Source organism: Leptolyngbya sp. KIOST-1 (assembly GCF_000763385.1).
In the GTDB taxonomy this organism is placed as follows: domain Bacteria; phylum Cyanobacteriota; class Cyanobacteriia; order Phormidesmidales; family Phormidesmidaceae; genus Nodosilinea.
This window is the reverse complement of record NZ_JQFA01000002.1, coordinates 869,294-885,243: the sequence shown is the minus strand read 5'-3', so window position 1 is coordinate 885,243 and position 15,950 is coordinate 869,294. Positions and strand designations below refer to the sequence as shown.

Here is a 15,950-nt window from a genome sequence, read left to right as displayed (position 1 = left end):
AAATCAAAGATCGATAACTGTATCACTGTTTAGAGTCTATTGGCCCGGCGGATCTGAGCCCGTGGCCTTAGGCATCTTGTAATGGTTTAGATGCTCGGCGTCCGGTTTGGATGTAGGCCAGATCACATCTGCTGGCCAGAGGCCCATCGCCCCTGCCGTTGCAAAGGGGCAGCACCTGGGCACCCTAGGGGGAGTCGCTGAGAGGGTTGGGCTGGCCACAGCCCAACCCTTATTCATGATGAAAATTGCCTACGCCACCACCTACGATGTGCGCGATCGCGCCGCCTGGCCCCGCCGCCACCTGGGCCTCTACGGGGCCGGGCAAAAAATCGCCGAGCTGCTCCAGAGCGCCGGGGCCGAACTGGCCTTTTTGGGCCCGCTGCGCCAGCCCAAAGTGCCGATTACCCGGCTCAAGTGGCTGTACTACCAGCGCCTGGGCCAAAGCTACTACAGCCCGGTCGAGCCCTGGGTCTCGCCCCGCTACGCCCGCCAGATCGAGACCAAACTGGCCCGGTCTGGGGCCGACCTGCTGCTCTGCCCCGAGAACGCCATTCCCCTGGCGCGGGTGAATACTGACCTGCCCACGGTGCTGTGGACCGATGCCCTGCTGGGCAGTCTGGTCGATTTTTACCCCCACCTCACCAACCTCTGTGCCGAAACCCGGCGACGGCTGCACGCGGTGGAGCAGGGGGCGATCGATCGCTGCGATCGCGTCATTCTCACCTCCGAGTGGGCGGCTCAGTCGGCGATGGCGCTCTACAAACTCCCCGCCGATAAGCTGCGGATTATTCCCCGCGGGGCCAGCCGCGCCCAGGACCTCCGCCAACCGGAGGTCGAGGCCCTGATCGACCAGCGCCCTCCCGGCCCCTGTCGGCTGCTGTTTTTGGGAGTCGATTGGCACCGCAAGGGCGGCCCGCTGGCCCTGGAGGTGGCCGAAACCCTCAACCGGCAGGGCCTCGAAACCGAACTCTGGGTGGTGGGCTGCCAGCCCCAGACCAGGGGCGACTTGCCCCCGTTTGTGAAGCCCTACGGCTTTATCGATCGCGCCAATCCGGCGGGCGAAGCCCACTTTTCCCGCCTGCTCAACCAGGCCCATTTTCTGATCTTTCCCACCAAAGCCGACACCTTTGGCATCGCCATCAGCGAGGCCAACGCCGCCGGGGTGCCCTGCGTAGCCGCCGCCGTAGGGGGCATTCCCACGGTGCTGCGGGCTGGGGTCAATGGCCAGGCGTTTGCCCCAGGGGCCAGCGCCCAGGCCTATGCCCAGTACCTTGCCACCGCTATGGCCGACCCCGCCGGGTATCGAGAGCTGGCCCTGGCGGCCTGGCGGCACTACCGCCAGCACCTGAGCTGGGAGGCGGCCCAGCAGCAGGTCTGGGGCGACCTGCAGGCCCTGGTGACTGGGCCCGATCGCGCCCCCCAGCCCACGCGGCCGAGGGCACATCCCCTCGCTGAGCTCAATCCGCTACCCGGGCTCAAGCAGGGGTTCTGGCCCTAACGACCTGCGATCGCTGGACCTGCGGTCTTCACCAGGTGGGATCTACGTACAGGTTAATCACCAGCGTCTGCTGCCCCGGCGGCACCGCTGAAATGCAGGCGCAGATCGGGTCCGTCTGCCCCTCTAGCTCCACCTCGCAGGCGTGGCACGACCCCATCAGGCAGCCGGTGGGAATGCTCACCCCGGCGCGATCGGCGACCGCCAGCAGCGGTTCCCCCACCTCGGCGTCAACGGTGACCCCATCGGGCAAAAAATGAATTGAAACGCTCATGGCTGTGGTGTGGATGGCTTAGACCTGGGCCTGCTTGAGCATGGCAACCAGGGTGTGGTGGGCGTCTTCGGCCCCCTCCAGGGTGTGGTCAAAGGGTACCCGCACGGGGGTCTGCGCCCCGTCCACGGTAACGGCCAGGGTCATGCCCTCGGCGTCGATCGCTTCCATGGTGGCGGCGGTGGCGGCGGGCTGGTTGCCGTAGGCGGTGGCGTAGAACAGCACTGCTTCGGCGTGGTCTTTGTTCATGTGCTTGCAAATGCGATCGCTGACCGCAGGGGTAATTGGCTCAGCCATAAAAAATCCCGTAGACTACTTCAACATTGGCCATCTGTTACATGCTGCTATGATACCGCCCCTGCCCCCCTCCTCAGAGCACCCCTGGCCGACGGGCCACGTCTTTCAGAGCCCCGGGGCACACCTCACCTACCGGGTGGTCGGCCCCTGCTGCCGTCTGTTCGACCGCGAGCAGCTGCCCTGGCCCTGCTGCCGTCTCCAGTGGCGGGGCAAAGAGCCCAGCTGGCGGCGGATTGGCAAACGGCTGGTGCCCGATATGGCCACCCGCAAATTCCCGTCCTACTGCGTCGAGATTGTGGGTCAGGGCTACGGAGCGCAGTCCTTTGTCACCACCCTATTCACAGCCAAACTCGATCGCGCTACCCAGGCCTGGTGGCATACCCGGCTCCACCAGGAGGATATCGAGTCCGTGGCCAGCCCCGGACTGAGTGAGAAAGTTTGTAACGAAATAGACATAAAGATCGCCCATTCGCAGTAGTCTTATGCTCATGCTGTGATGTTTCTATTGAGGTAAGAAAACCTATGCCAGCTGCCTTTTTACCCTCCATCCTGGTTCCTCTGGTGGGCATCGTGTTTCCCGCTGCGGCCATGGCCTTCCTATTCCTTTACATTGAGCGGGAAGACGCCGCCTAAGACCTGATTAGATACCGAGACATTCGTGCTCCAAGCCCCTTTTTCTGATTTGCTTGAGGCCCCCAAGCAAGACTTCAAGCAAGATATTCGGGCCTATTTTGACCGCATTGCTCCCGAGCTAGACCGCTGGAGTAGCCGCAACCGCTACTACTACAGCGATCTGGCTCGGCTTCATCAGTTTTTGATTCCGCCTGGCAGTCGCGTGCTCGAGATCGGCTGCGGCACTGGCGACCTGCTGCAGGCCACGCTCCCAGCGGTGGGGGTGGGGTTAGACTTTGCGCCTGCGGTGGTCGCGATCGCCTGCCAAAAATACCCTCACCTCAGCTTCTACAGCCTCGATGCCGAAACCCTGGAACCTGACCAGATGGCCCCGGAGCACCGTCAGTTCGACTACATCCTGCTGTCTGGGGTGCTGGGCTACCTGAGCGATATCCAGGCCGTGCTGCAGCGGTTGCAGCCCTTCTGCCAGCCCCATACCCGCCTCATCCTCACCTTCCACAGCCACCTCTGGGAGCCCTTGCTGGGGCTGGCCGAGCGGGTGGGGCAGCGGCGGCCCCAGCCCCCTCAAAACTGGCTCAGCACCGACGATGTCGCCAATCTGCTGACGGTCACCGGCTACCGACCGCTCAAGCGGGGCAGTCGGTTTCTGTGGCCCAAATTTGTGCCGGGGATAGCGGGGTTTGTCAACCGCTACCTGGCCCCCCTGCCCCTGCTAAAGCACCTGTGCCTGACCACCTTCATCGTCGCTCGACCCCAGGCGGTACCGACTCAGGAGCGACCCACCTGCTCGGTGATCATTCCCGCCCGCAATGAGGCCGGAAACATTGCCGCCGCCGTGGCTCGCCTGCCTCAGCTGGGCCAGCACACTGAGGTTATCTTTGTCGAAGGTCACTCCCGCGATCGCACCTGGGAAACCATCCAGGAACTGGTGCAGATCTACCAGGGGCCATTCACCCTCAAGGCCTTTCAGCAGACGGGCCGGGGCAAGGCCGATGCCGTCCGCCTGGGGTTCGATCAGGCCAGGGGCGATATCCTGCTGATTCTCGACGCCGACCTGACCGTTCCCCCCGAAGATTTGCCCCACTTTGTCGAGGTGCTGGCCGCTGGCCACGGCGAATTTGCCAACGGTTCGCGGCTGGTCTATCCCCGCTCCAAAACCGCCATGCCCTGGCTGAACACGGTGGCCAACAAGATCTTTGCGCTGCTGTTTTCGTTCCTGCTGGAGCAGCCCCTCAAAGACACCCTCTGCGGCACCAAGGTGCTGTGGCGATGCGACTACCAGCGCCTGGCCGCTGGCCGCAGCTACTTCGGCGACTTCGACCCCTTTGGCGATTTTGATCTGCTGTTTGGGGCGGCCAAGCTCAACCTGCACATTGTGGAGGTACCCATTCGCTATCGGCCGCGCACCTACGGCAGCTCCAACATTGCCCACGTCAGGGAGGGGCTGATTTTGCTGCGCATGTGCCTCTACGCCTCGCGCAAGCTCAAGTTCTGGTAGTCCTTGTGGGGGCTGATGCTTGAGAAGGATCTGATCTCTGATCAAGGATCTGATCTCTGATCAACGCGATCGCCCCTCAGATCCACCAATAAATCCACCGTTGCCTGCCCCCCGACTAGCTCCCCGGCAGCTGCCCCAGGTGGCTTTGGGCCCTGGCCGCCCAGGTCGGGTTACCCCCAGTGATGTAGAGGTTTTTGGCGTATTCCAGCACCGTGCGGGCTTCCTCAAATCGCTCCAGCTGTATAAACGCCAGCCCGGCGCTGTAGTAGGCATCGGCGTAGCTGCCGTTGATCTGGGTGGCGGCGCGAAAGGAGTCGAGCGCCGCTTCGGTCTGGCCCTGGTTGAACCGGGCGATGCCCAGGTTGTAGTGGGCCTGGGCGTAGCGGGGGTTCAGGGCGAGGGCCTGCTGCAGCACCGCCTCCGCTGCCGCATTTTGCTCCGTTTGCAGGTAAATAATGCCCCGCTGCAAAAATGACTCCGGGGCGCGGGGGCTGAACTGCCCGGCTTTTTCCAGGGCGGCCAGCGCCTCCGGAAACCGCCCCTGGGATTGGTACACCAGGCCGAGATTGTAGTGAGCGTTGCCCAGGGTGGGTTCGATCGCGATCGCCCGCTGCAGGTAGGCCTCGGCCTGATCGAGGTTGTTGCCCTCAATCAACGCGCCGCCCAGGTTGGCGTAGGCCAGGGCAAACTGAGGGTCGGCCCGGATGGCGGCCCAGAACGCCGAGGCAGCATCCTGCAGGTGGCCCTTCTGGCGGAGGGCCAGGCCGATGTTGTAGTGGGCGGCGGCGAGGCCGGGGTCCAGGGCAGCGGCCTGCTGAAACTGAATCAGGGCACCGTCAATATCGCCCCGCTGAATCAGCGCCAGCCCCTGGTTGAGAGCGGCCTCCGCTTCCGCCCCATTGACAGTTGGGGAAGGCGCGGTTTGGGCATAGCCGGGCCCCAGGGGCAGCGGAGCGCCCAGGAGGGGAAGCGCGATCGCCACGGCGACCAGACTCCTGTGGACATGCCGCATCTGAATTCGCAAAAGCTGTCGGTTGACCCGTGTCATGGCGGATAGCAATGCTCTTAGGCCGAGAGAACGCCCATAACGATATAGATAAGCGCCATTTTTTTCAACCGGGGGTTGCTGAATTGGGCTGGAGGCTCGCACCGGTAAACCTATCTCGGTTCGCCCCCGCTGAGCTGGCTCAGCCGGGGCGCAATGACCGGCAGCGCAGAGGAATTTTGTCAGCACGGCTGCCGCAGTTTCAGCAAACCAGTTGGCAAACTGTCCCAACCTTCTGGAGATTGCCCCCTTGGGCTTGAGGTTCTCTTTACCGCAAGTTCACAGGCAAGCCGATTTCACAGGCTCCCCCTTTATAAGCTGTGTTTCCGGATGACTCCCCTAACTCTGTTGTGTCTTAAACCAGGTAGCCCCATGGTCACTATGAGTTCATCCACTATCGCTTCAACTGTTGATTTTTCTGTCCCGCATAATGCCCATGAGACCCCAAATCAACCCCTGCTCAGCGCCGTACTCGAAGGCTTTGTCGACGGCATTTTGGTGCTGGCTGAGGATGGCCGCTGTGTGCACAGTAACCAGAAGGGCAAAACCCTTTGCCGCGATCTGAGCGACCCCAAGCGCCCCGGCGATCTGCCCACCTGCCTTAAAACGATGAGTAAGCACCTGTTAGAAAGTCGGGAGCTCTACCCCGAAACCCTGCTGGTTCTGACCCAGGAGTTTACGTCCCGCTCTGGGCACCAAATTCGCGCCCGCGTGCAGTGGCTGGATTGTCCGGCGACTCCCGGTTCTTACCTGCTGGTTTCCCTCGAAAATAAAACCCGCCTGGCCCAATCCTCAGCCCTGCTGGAGGCAGTGCAGTACAACCTCACTCCCCGAGAGCAGGCCGTGTGGGTGCTGCGGCGGGCCAACCGCAGCTATGAGGAAATTGCCAAGGAGCTTTACATCACCATCAACACCGTCAAACGGCATCTCAAGAGTATCTACGCCAAGCGGAAGGACGTAACCGAAGCCCTGGCCAACTGAGCCCCCGAGGAACCGATGCCACAGGTGACCTGACTAAGTAAGCTAAAGTCAGACATAGCCCCCTTGGCCTTGATTCGCGTCAGGTTGTGGGGGATTGCCCTTCAACCTACTGCCCATGCCGCCCAAGGACGACCTGACCAACGCTGCTGCAAATCGCGATCGCCTGGCCCGGATCTCAGATCAGGCCGATCAGGCGATCAAGACCTGGGAGACTGTCTTCACCGACTTTTTGTCGCCACCGGAGCAGATCGAGGCCCAGGCGATGCTCGAGCGGCTGACGGACGTCCACAGCGTGGCCTGGGGTGGCTATCCCCAGGCTGAACGCCAGCGGTTGGCAATCGCCCGCACCGACATTCCCCTCGACCCCAGTCAAATTCCCCTGTCGCTGCTAACTATCGACGGCAACTTCATGTTCGACCCGGCCAACCACGGCGACTTTTTGGGGGCGCTGCTGAGCACGGGCCTGGAGCGAAGCAAGGTGGGCGACATCATTGTGCTCGGTGAGCGGGGTGCCCAGGCGATCGCGGTGCCGGAGTTGGCCGACTTTCTCACCCAATCCCTCACCCAGGTGCGATCGGTGCCGGTCAAAACTCAGCCCCTGGGGTGGGAGCAACTGCGGGTGCGCCCGCCCCAAAAGAAAGACCTCACCACCGTCGAAGCTTCCCTGCGCCTCGATGCGATCGCCTCCGCTGGGTTTGGCATGTCCCGGAGCAAAATGGCCGACTTGATCAGCAGCGGCGACGTGCGGGTGAACTGGAACCCCGTAAGTCAGCCCAGTCACACCCTGAATTCGGGAGATCTGGTTGCCATTCGCGGCAAAGGCCGACTCGAAATCGGCGATATTGCCGTCACCAAAAAAGAACGGTACCGGATCAACCTGACCCGGTACCAGTAACCCCGTGCTTAGAGAAGTGGTGTCGAGGATTATTCAGCAACACCGCTTATAACTACAGGCCGATGCCCTCGTAGCGGGCAAAGGCTCCCTTCTCGAGCATACGACGACCGTCGATGACCAGGGGAGGATTGGCTACCCCCTGAAGCAACTCAGGCAGCGCCTTGAAGTCAGCCCACCGGGTGAGCAGCAGCACAACATCCACATCCTGAACGGTTTCGGCCAGGCTGTTGCAGTACTGAATGGGCTGGTTTTCAAAGATCTTCTGGGCTTCGTGGGTAGCTACAGGGTCAAAGGCTTTCACCTTAGCTGACCCCGCCAGCAACTCCTGAACAATAGGAATGGCTGGGGACTCGCGCATGTCGTCGGTACCCGGTTTAAAGGCCAGGCCCAAAACAGCCACGCGCACCGCATCCAGGTTAGGGAAGTGCTTGTAAAGCCGGGTCATGACCTGCTTGTACTGCACAGCGTTGACGTCAATGACAGCGTTGAGCAACTGCATGGGCAGGCCTTTCTTGGCACCGTAGGCATTGAGAGCCTTCACGTCCTTGGGGAAACAGCTACCGCCAAAGCCGCAGCCCGCCTCAATGTAGGTGGTGAAGGTGGGGACAATGCGCTCACCGCTGGGCAAAATTGGCGTCAGTCGCTTGTCGAGGTGCACCCCCTTCGTGACTTCCGTAACATCAACCCCACCGATGGCTGAGCAGAGGTTGCCGATTTCGTTGGCGAACGAAATCATGGTTGCCAGCAGCGAGTTGGCCGTGTACTTGATCATCTCGGCGGTTTTGCAGTTGGTTTCGAGCTGATCTACCCCCTCAAAGACGTTGTATAGCTCCCGCAGGGCCGCCAGACTGCGCTCGTCAATGCCGCCCAACACGATGCGATCGGGGTTCATGAAGTCGGGGATAGCCTCACCTTCCTTCAAAAACTCGGGGTTCATGCCAACGCCAAAGTCAGCCCCCGCCTTTTTGCCCGAAGCCTCTTCCAAAATGGAGAGCACCACTTCGTCGGTGGTACCGGGTACCACGGTGCTCTTTACGACAACTACGTGGTATTCGGCTTTATCCTTGAGCACTTCGCCAATTTGACGAGCCACAGTCTTGATGAAAGTGAGGTCAATCTCGTCGCCGCGGAACGGTGTGCCCACAGCAATCAGTGAGATTTGAGACTCCATCACGGCCGTTCGCAGATCGGTGGTGGCCTTGAGGCGAGTCCCCACGTTGGCCTTCAGCATATCCTCCAGGCCAGCTTCATAGATGGGCGGAATGCCCTGGTTAATCTGGTCAACCTTAGCCTGATCAATGTCTACACAGACCACGCTGTGGCCCTTCTCCGCCAGGCAGGTACCTGACACCAGGCCAACATAACCTGTACCAACGACAGATACTTTCATTTATGCGTCCTCCGCTTCGCGATTGCCCGAATACCAAACCATGGTGCGCTTTAGCCCCTCGTCGATGGTGATGCTGGGGTCGTAGCCCAGGTGATCACGAGCTTTGTCAATGATGGGGCAGCGACGGTTGGGGTTGTCCACCAGGTAATCCTGGTCAGCGCTGGTTTGGCGCACTACCTTGCCGCTGTAGTTAAACAGGTCACGGGCAATATCTGCCACCCGATCGGCCAGGTTGGCCATGGAGATCTCAGGGGTTTCAACGCCGATGTTGTAGGCTTCGCCGGGGTGACCCTTGACCAGAATTTTGTAGTAGCCCACGATCGCATCGGCAATGTAGCAGAAGGTGCGGGTGGGGGCACCGTCAGAGAGCATGACAATGTCGCGATCGCTAAAGATATCGCGGGCGAAGTCGGGCAGCACTCGGCGATCGGTAATTTTCAGCCCAGGCCCATAGTTGTTAAACGGACGCGCTGTCTTAATGGGCAGATCGTGCTGAAGCGCAAAGTTGACGCAGAGGGTTTCACCATAGCGCTTCGACTCGTCGTAGCAGGCCCGAGGCCCAGTGCAGGACACATTGCCACGATAGGTTTCAGGGGTGGGAATGTTTTCAGGGGTAGGATCGCCGTAGATTTCGCTGGTGGAGTAAAACAAGAATCCCTCTACGGGGATTCCCTTGGCCTTTTGCTGGAGGCAATACTCCAGCAGAAAGCGCAGTCCGTTGACGTTCGCATCCATCGTTTCAATCGGGTACTTGCGATAAAACGTGGGCGAAGCAATGGAGGCCGCGTGGATAATGAACTGAAAATCACCAATGGTTTCGGGTAGAGGATTGGTAATATCGTGCTTAACCAATTCCAGATTGGGATTGTCAGCCAGGTTGGTCAACCATTCGGGTACACCCCGAATGTAGTTGTCGTAAATGGTCAGGTGAATAGGCTTAGCCGTTGAATTCACCTTGTTCCAGTGCAGAACCGACTGCACCAGGTAGTAGCCTAAGAAGCCAGCACCACCAGTAATTAAAAGATTTTTGCCCGACAGAGTGGCAAATTCTTCCGATAGGTTTTTACAGATATAGGTTAAATCAGCTTGAACGACATCATCTGCCGTATTCAATGAAGCTAAGCTCGGTGCTTGAACCATTACAGTTTCCTTATACAAATTAGAGATGAAAGAGGCCAGCGGGAGGTTACCAGGGCACCTTTGTCAGGGGCCCTAGCCCAGCAACCTGAAAACATAACCATAGATAAACCCTCTCTTAAAAGGGAAATGGCTACAGCGATGCAGCAGCTAAGGGGCTATACCGCTGCTACTACCTGGGACTTAGAAAAATAAGCATTTTGCTCTGCCCGCAGACGATGGGCCACACTGTCGGCAGGGATCTCGACATCGTCATAGGTCAACACCTGGTCTTTGGTGACGGGGCGCTTCAGACGACAGCCCTCCACCAGACCCATGGGTAGCAAATTGTCTCTATTCACGACATCGGCATTTTCACACTGGCCGTAGGTGTGGTAGCCCCCCAAGCCATCAAGGGTTTGGCCTGCCTGCAGGTCGATTTTGGCCGTAGTAATTACATCGACTACGGGTTCACCCAGCGGGGCAATGATGACATCGTTGAACAGGGCCACCCGGGCTGCGGAGAGAGGCACTTCAAACACGGTCAGGTGGTAGGGAACGTAGAAGCTATAGAGTGGGCCTTCTCCAAGCTTGCCGTAATTGAGGTAGTGGGCTTGGGTCGGTTCATTGCAGGTTGCGTAAACAAAGACGCCAGGGCTGGGCTTGGGACCGACTACGTAGTCAACGATACCGCCCAGAGACTTGAGCTGCTCTACATCGTAGAGGTCGAGCATGTCGTCCACATGACCGGTGGAGTGGTAGCCCAACATGCCGCGTTGGGCCACTTTCATGCCGGTCGCGTTAGCGACAATGGCCTGTTCAAAGGAAATTTTGGTTCCGTCGGCAAAACTGGTCACCATGTGGGCCGTTTGTCCCCACTGCTTAGCAAAGCCCTCCTGGGTAGTAGGGTTGCGGTAGCGGTCCTGCAGGCCTTTGATGTTGCCGCAGAGTAGGGGATTGAGGCCAATGCTCTTGACAAAGCGATAGAGATTGAGTTGGACACCCGGTTGATCACCGTCGCAGCCGGTAATAATGACCCCAGCTCGATCGGCGTAGACTTTGAGGATGGGACCAACGGTGCCGTCAAGTTCCGCATTCATGAGCACCATGGGTTTTTTGTGCTCAATCGCCGCTAGCGTCACCCTGGCCCCGTATTCCACATGGCCCGTTGCCTCGATCAGTACGTCAATGCTCTCGGATTGGCAAAGCAGCAGCGGATCGTCAGTAACGGCGTACTGACCACGGGCGATCGCGTCTTCCAAATCGCCCACTGAGGAGACCGTCTTGACGTCCTCAACACCGACCTTGTTATAAGCTGCGATCGCGGCATCAACGGTGCGGTTAGCAATGGCAACTAGAACCATGCCGGGGGTGTAGTTGACAATTTGATTGACCACCCCACGCCCCATAAAGCCCGCTCCTAGCAAACCGACGCGTACTGGATTGCCTTCTTCGTGGCGAGCCTTCAGGGCTGTATCGACAATAATCATATAAGTACCCCTTGTTAAGTTGGAATTAGGTCAGGCAGCAGAGACCAGGCCGTATCTTTTTCAGAAATTGTGGTTACAGGCAAGGGCCACTGAATATTTAGAGTCGGATCGTCGTAACGAAGACCTCGCTCACAGCCAGGAGTATAGTACTCGCTAACCATATAAAAAGCTTCTGATTCATCGGTTAGAGCCTGGTATCCGTGGGCAAACATCTCAGGGATATAAAGCCCCAGGCGATTGTCCGCCGACAGTTCTACACCGAAGTGCTCCAAATAGGTTGAGGAATCAGGCCGCATATCTACAACGACATGGTAGTTGGCGCCTCGAATACACCGGAAAAACTTCGCTTCAGCCGCTGGTGGCACCTGGTAGTGTAGTCCCCTGAGGGTTCCCTTAGAAAAGTTTGACGCCATATTGCACTGAACTCCAACGGGCTTCAGACCGTGACTTTCAAATTCTTGAGCACAGTAGGCTCTGGCGAAAAAACCGCGATCGTCCCCCCGCTGATCTAGAGATATGACTAGTACCCCGGGCAGGGGTGTCTTGTTAAAAATCATGCTCACCCTCCAGGCATGGACGTTTAAGTGCCCTATCTCAGCCAAAATATATCCACTACAAACTCATAGAGCAGATATAGGAGTAACTTACCAAACTTTCCAAGGAGCCTTGCCCGCGGCCCAAAGCTCTTCGAGCTTCGTTCTATCGCGCAGCGTGTCCATGGGTTGCCAGAAACCAGCATGTTTAAATGCAGAAAGCTGTCCCATCTGAGCTAATTTAGTCAGAGGCTCCTGCTCCCAAATGGTATCGTCACCCTCGACAAAATCGATCACTTGAGGCTCAACGACGAAGTAGCCACCGTTAATCCAAGCACCATCACCTTCCGGCTTTTCCTGGAAAGTATCAATTTTTGTCTGTCCTTCATGCAGAGCAATGGCACCGAACCGTCCGGGGGGTTGCACTGCCGTTAGCGTCGCTAAAGTATCTTGACTTTTATGAAACTTAATTAGTTCAGTGATGTTTACATCACTGACACCGTCCCCGTAAGTTAAGCAAAAAGACTCTGAACCAATGTGTTCCCGCACTCGCTTTAAACGACCACCCGTCATCGTAGTTTCGCCAGTGTCAATCAGAGTTACTTTCCAGGGCTCAGCATTGCCTGAATGAACGTTCATCTGGTTATAGCGCAGGTCAAAGGTGACATCTGACATGTGCAGGAAGTAATTAGCAAAATATTCCTTAATAACATAGCCCTTATAGCCACAGCAGATGATAAAGTCATTGATGCCATGAGCTGAGTAGGTTTTCATGATATGCCATAGGATAGGCCGATTTCCGACCTCTACCATGGGTTTAGGTCGAATGCTGGTTTCTTCACTTAAACGTGTCCCCAAGCCACCTGCAAATATAACTGCTTTCATAAAACCTCTTAAGAAGTCAAAAATTAACTTTTTAGCCCTTATAAATTCAGCAAATTGAGCATTAACTCTGCTTCCGAAAAAACGGCTAAAACTTGGCCTTGAATGAGTGAGCGACTATCTGATGGTTTAAGGTGGCACCTCCATCCACATTTGATCGGTGTCAAAAATTCTGTACCATCCAAGAAAGTTCAAACTAGGTGCGTAATACTACCGATGATATTACGACATTTCCTGGGCTTAGCTCGGAGACTCGATTTGTGTTAACAGCCTTTTGACAAGATTATGAAGTTGTGTACGTTAGACCTATTGGCGATAGTGTACCGACCCCAATGAATGGTTTCAAGCTTTTTCTAGGCCTGATGCCGGGGTTAGGGCAGCCTGCAGTATGTCAGGCATCACCTTGGGCTAGCTTAGCTTCAAGGTGAAACACCATTGTGAGCGGCAGATGAAGTCAAATTACTCGTCTATGAAAAACCCATAAATATCAGCTAAATCTTTCAGATTCATCAGCCCGTCGCTTGCGGAGGGGAGTTGCCAGAGCTTACCCAGTTTCAGCGCTTGGATCTCGAAGACATTGGAAAGGCCGGGAGTGGCTTCGTGAATCAAGTGGTTTGAGGCGAGGGAAGGCGGAGTTGCGAGTGTAGGCGCTGAGTGAAGAGTACGACGGGGGAGCACAGTACGAGGAGTGTCGGGTATTGTGTAAGATCGCTAAATCTGTCCACTGGTGTTGGGTTTCTATCCCTAAATGAGCCCGAATAGCCTGGCAGATGACTTCGACTTACCAGGGCTGGGGCAACCCGAGCACAATTTGAGCCGGTATAGCCCCAAAACTGCTACAGAGAAAGGCCTAAAGGTTTACCTTGCCGAAAGGGTTGGCATACCACGATCCTCCAGATAGGAACTGTGGGCAGTTCAGCTTGATACCAGGCTGTTGTTTGGGAAGTCCACAATATACGAGTAAGGTTGATAGCCATACCAACTCTCCAACAGGAGGAACTGCCGGCCAAGTATGGAATTTTCCAGCGGTTTTTTAGCGTAGCTAAACGTTTCCCGCCTTTGCGAGGACGACCTACAGCGTAAGCGTCGCGAGGGGGCGGCATCTAAACGCAATCGAGGACGACACAAAACGGATTAGCCCGATGGCTTACTGAGGCCAAAAACGCTAAATCAGTGAAGCTACTGTCGGCCACTGTCATAGGGCGTTTGCTCAGCCAGCGCCAGACTTGATCAGGCATCTGCAGAGTCCAAGGGGCGCAAACGCATCATCATTGCTATGAGCTCCATCACAGCAACCTCCTCAAATCCTCCTCTAAATTCTGATTGCTGCTTTCCTTTTAGGCATAAACAAATATAGTCAAGCCTAGCAATACAATGGAGACTTTACAACTAAAACTCGACCTTGCTCGGTCAACATAATTGTGTCAACACAAGCTTCAATAATTTTCGGCGAGATAGTCTAGAGCCATCTGTATGGTATCACAATCTACTTTGAAGGAGTCTGTTCGGGGTGGCTTTGTGGGATCGGGAGCCTGATCTGAGAAATCTACAGCTTGAAGAAAATTGGGGGTGATTTGTCCCCGAACTGCACACCAACTTCCATTGACGGCCAAAATATTTGATCGGAAGCCGATGTGCATCCAAGCTGGAGACATTAATTCAACCACCCTTACTCCACTGCCATGCGGTGCATTGGGATATAAACCCAAGCGGTTAAACAAAAAGTTTCCCACGGCAGCACCGTTAATGGCAACAACTACCTTAGCATTGCGAGCAATTGCCCATTTTTCTTTGACTGAAAAGTCTTCAAAATAAAGTACTTTAAAGCCTCGCTTCTCCAGGAAAGAAATTACTTCAGCCTCATTTACTAACTTCCGATTTCCACGCCTAGATATAAAAATTTTATCAGCCAATACGTCTGTTGGCGCATCTAGAGAATCACCGAAATCGAAGTCAAAAAGCCTAGCTCTTAAGCTCGGAACTTCGTTTTCTGAAACCGTTGCGATCTCACCTTTTACGTCGTCGTCAGTGACTATTGTAGGAAAGCCAAGCAAATGACAAGACTCTAGCGCCAGGTCAGTCGTTCGTTCTCTCAAAACAATATGCACATCAATTTTCTTTTGGAAATGCTTCTCTAAAGTCTCTCTAATAAGTAGAGAGGAGGTCAGAGTATTGTCAAGAATATGTGCGGGATTGGCATCCGTCTCCAGGCGGGAATCAAAAACAAATTTCCCTGTGTAATCTAGAGTCTTTATTCCCTGAAGAAGCTTTGTCTTTAGCCGATGGGCTTTCCATTTCCAACTGCCATGCTGCCTCGGGCCAGTATTTCCTGTGGCAACTTTGACCTCCACTTGCGTGGGAGGAATATAAATTTCAGGCAGATGGATGCATTCTGACTGGGGATTAAATGTATTCATTAGGCCAGTGGGATGCCCGTACATCATGGTTGGCGGCATCACATGTTCAGGTACATCTACCAAGAAAACTTTTTCCATACTTAGTTATTAACTCTTACTCTAAGATCACAATTATGCGCATGTTCCACAAAACTTGAGCAAGCTGCAGATTCCGGTTTTTATATAATACCAAGATCACTATTGGCACTTCTAAGCATCAGCTATAAATTAATCAGATAGCTACAATAATACCTGAACTCTTAAGTCCTTTTTGACTACGTTCGTTTTAGCCATACATTCATTACTAAATTTTTATCTTTATTGGTTTTAAAGGTAAATATAGTTTTTTGAAAAGTCTTACATCTATATTACATGGGTTTAAAGGGCAGTGCGTGGCCAAATTGCAAGCAAATGGTAAAGTCAGTCCTTGGAATGATGAAATTATACAATGGTTTTATGTATTGTATAATTCCTGCGATTGCTTTAAGGGAACCTCGATTAATTGAGTTTCTTGAGCAGCGGCGTCTCATTTGAGACAGTCGGGTTGCTTCAGAGAGATTCCGTGACATCCCAACAGGCAGGGCTCCCTATCTTGACATTAAAATAGGGTTGAAAGAGCGCATTTAAGTTCATTGCTCGGCTTCAGCCCTGATTATCCTGCCATGTCAACCGATGCTGCCGGTTGGGTTTCGAGAGACACAAGCCGCTTCAGGTTGTGCACCAGCTTTTTCAAACCCAACTGAGTTTGGGCACGCGCTAACCCAATGCTGCGCACGGCCTTGCCTCCCATGCTAGTGACAAAACCCCCGAAGACATGCTCCACTTTAGCGCGGGTTTTGGAGCGCTCTCGGTTGGCCGTTCTCTGTTCCTCAGTCAAGGGGCGATTGCGATACGCCCGCTCATTGATATGCGGCTCAAAGCCTATCACTGACGTGGTTTTTATAGCCGTAGTGGGACGTCCCATTTTTCTTCGTCCATCGGGAGACCACATCTTTCTGCGCGAGCTTATGAGGCCGCTCTTGCCACTC

The 15,950-nt window shown here is 55.6% G+C and carries 16 protein-coding genes; 6 read left to right on the top strand and 10 right to left on the bottom strand.

Annotated elements, in window-relative coordinates; all coding sequences use genetic code 11:
• The first annotated feature begins 238 nt into the window (after window positions 1-238).
• Window positions 239-1,498 carry a glycosyltransferase family 4 protein gene (locus NF78_RS03950; RefSeq protein WP_052049751.1) on the top strand — a complete coding sequence of 420 codons (1,260 nt, stop codon included), beginning with the start codon at window positions 239-241 and terminating at the stop codon, window positions 1,496-1,498.
• Window positions 1,499-1,526: 28 nt separating this feature from the next.
• Here NF78_RS03950 and NF78_RS03945 read toward each other — a convergent pair whose 3' ends face one another.
• Together NF78_RS03945 and NF78_RS03940 are read right to left on the bottom strand one after the other, a co-directional pair.
• A complete protein-coding gene (locus tag NF78_RS03945) occupies window positions 1,527-1,769 on the bottom strand; it encodes a 2Fe-2S iron-sulfur cluster-binding protein (protein WP_035984971.1) in 243 nt (80 codons plus the stop codon).
• A gap of 18 nt (window positions 1,770-1,787) precedes the next feature.
• Window positions 1,788-2,063 (bottom strand): DUF2470 domain-containing protein, encoded by a 276-nt coding sequence (locus tag NF78_RS03940; protein ID WP_035984970.1) that lies wholly within the window; start codon window positions 2,061-2,063, stop codon window positions 1,788-1,790.
• A 49-nt stretch (window positions 2,064-2,112) separates the two neighbouring features.
• Here NF78_RS03940 and NF78_RS03935 point away from each other — a divergent pair, with 49 nt between their 5' ends.
• The 3 genes from NF78_RS03935 to NF78_RS03925 are packed head-to-tail and all read left to right on the top strand — an operon-like array spanning window position 2,113 to window position 4,194.
• Window positions 2,113-2,541 (top strand): hypothetical protein, encoded by a 429-nt coding sequence (locus NF78_RS03935; protein WP_035984969.1) that lies wholly within the window; start codon window positions 2,113-2,115, stop codon window positions 2,539-2,541.
• Window positions 2,542-2,585: 44 nt separating this feature from the next.
• Window positions 2,586-2,696 (top strand): photosystem I reaction center subunit VIII, encoded by a 111-nt coding sequence (psaI, locus tag NF78_RS03930; protein ID WP_035984968.1) that lies wholly within the window; start codon window positions 2,586-2,588, stop codon window positions 2,694-2,696.
• A 25-nt stretch (window positions 2,697-2,721) separates the two neighbouring features.
• A complete protein-coding gene (locus NF78_RS03925; protein WP_263970541.1) occupies window positions 2,722-4,194 on the top strand; it encodes a glycosyltransferase in 1,473 nt (490 codons plus the stop codon).
• A gap of 115 nt (window positions 4,195-4,309) precedes the next feature.
• On the opposite strand, the gene NF78_RS03920 is transcribed toward NF78_RS03925, so the two are convergent.
• Window positions 4,310-5,242 (bottom strand): tetratricopeptide repeat protein, encoded by a 933-nt coding sequence (locus NF78_RS03920; protein ID WP_225885222.1) that lies wholly within the window; start codon window positions 5,240-5,242, stop codon window positions 4,310-4,312.
• 378 nt (window positions 5,243-5,620) lie between these two features.
• On the opposite strand from NF78_RS03920, the gene NF78_RS30795 reads away from it, so the two are divergent.
• Together NF78_RS30795 and NF78_RS03910 are read left to right on the top strand one after the other, a co-directional pair.
• Window positions 5,621-6,220, top strand: coding sequence for a helix-turn-helix transcriptional regulator (locus NF78_RS30795; protein WP_197064757.1), 600 nt, complete (start codon window positions 5,621-5,623; stop codon window positions 6,218-6,220).
• A gap of 115 nt (window positions 6,221-6,335) precedes the next feature.
• Window positions 6,336-7,115, top strand: coding sequence for a photosystem II S4 domain protein (locus NF78_RS03910; RefSeq protein WP_035988639.1), 780 nt, complete (start codon window positions 6,336-6,338; stop codon window positions 7,113-7,115).
• Between the two features lie 52 nt (window positions 7,116-7,167).
• Here NF78_RS03910 and NF78_RS03905 read toward each other — a convergent pair whose 3' ends face one another.
• The 7 genes from NF78_RS03905 to NF78_RS33385 all read right to left on the bottom strand — a co-directional run bounded on the left by NF78_RS03905 (window position 7,168) and on the right by NF78_RS33385 (window position 15,886).
• Window positions 7,168-8,505, bottom strand: a complete 1,338-nt coding sequence (locus tag NF78_RS03905; protein ID WP_035984966.1) for a UDP-glucose dehydrogenase family protein — start codon at window positions 8,503-8,505, stop codon at window positions 7,168-7,170.
• On the bottom strand, window positions 8,506-9,645 hold the full coding sequence (locus NF78_RS03900; protein WP_035984965.1) for an NAD-dependent epimerase/dehydratase family protein: 1,140 nt from the start codon (window positions 9,643-9,645) through the stop codon (window positions 8,506-8,508).
• Between the two features lie 155 nt (window positions 9,646-9,800).
• Window positions 9,801-11,111, bottom strand: a complete 1,311-nt coding sequence (locus NF78_RS03895) for an NAD(P)H-dependent oxidoreductase (protein WP_035984964.1) — start codon at window positions 11,109-11,111, stop codon at window positions 9,801-9,803.
• A 14-nt stretch (window positions 11,112-11,125) separates the two neighbouring features.
• Window positions 11,126-11,668 (bottom strand): dTDP-4-dehydrorhamnose 3,5-epimerase, encoded by a 543-nt coding sequence (gene rfbC / locus NF78_RS03890; RefSeq protein ID WP_035984963.1) that lies wholly within the window; start codon window positions 11,666-11,668, stop codon window positions 11,126-11,128.
• Window positions 11,669-11,755: 87 nt separating this feature from the next.
• The gene (rfbF, locus tag NF78_RS03885) at window positions 11,756-12,529 is read right to left on the bottom strand and encodes a glucose-1-phosphate cytidylyltransferase (protein WP_035984962.1); all 774 of its coding nucleotides are present in this window, start codon (window positions 12,527-12,529) and stop codon (window positions 11,756-11,758) included.
• Window positions 12,530-13,962: 1,433 nt separating this feature from the next.
• Window positions 13,963-15,021, bottom strand: a complete 1,059-nt coding sequence (locus NF78_RS03880) for a glycosyltransferase family 61 protein (protein ID WP_035984961.1) — start codon at window positions 15,019-15,021, stop codon at window positions 13,963-13,965.
• Window positions 15,022-15,574: 553 nt separating this feature from the next.
• Window positions 15,575-15,886: a transposase gene (locus NF78_RS33385; protein ID WP_072015961.1), complete on the bottom strand. Its 312-nt coding sequence runs from the start codon at window positions 15,884-15,886 to the stop codon at window positions 15,575-15,577.
• Between the last annotated feature and the right edge of the window lie 64 nt (window positions 15,887-15,950).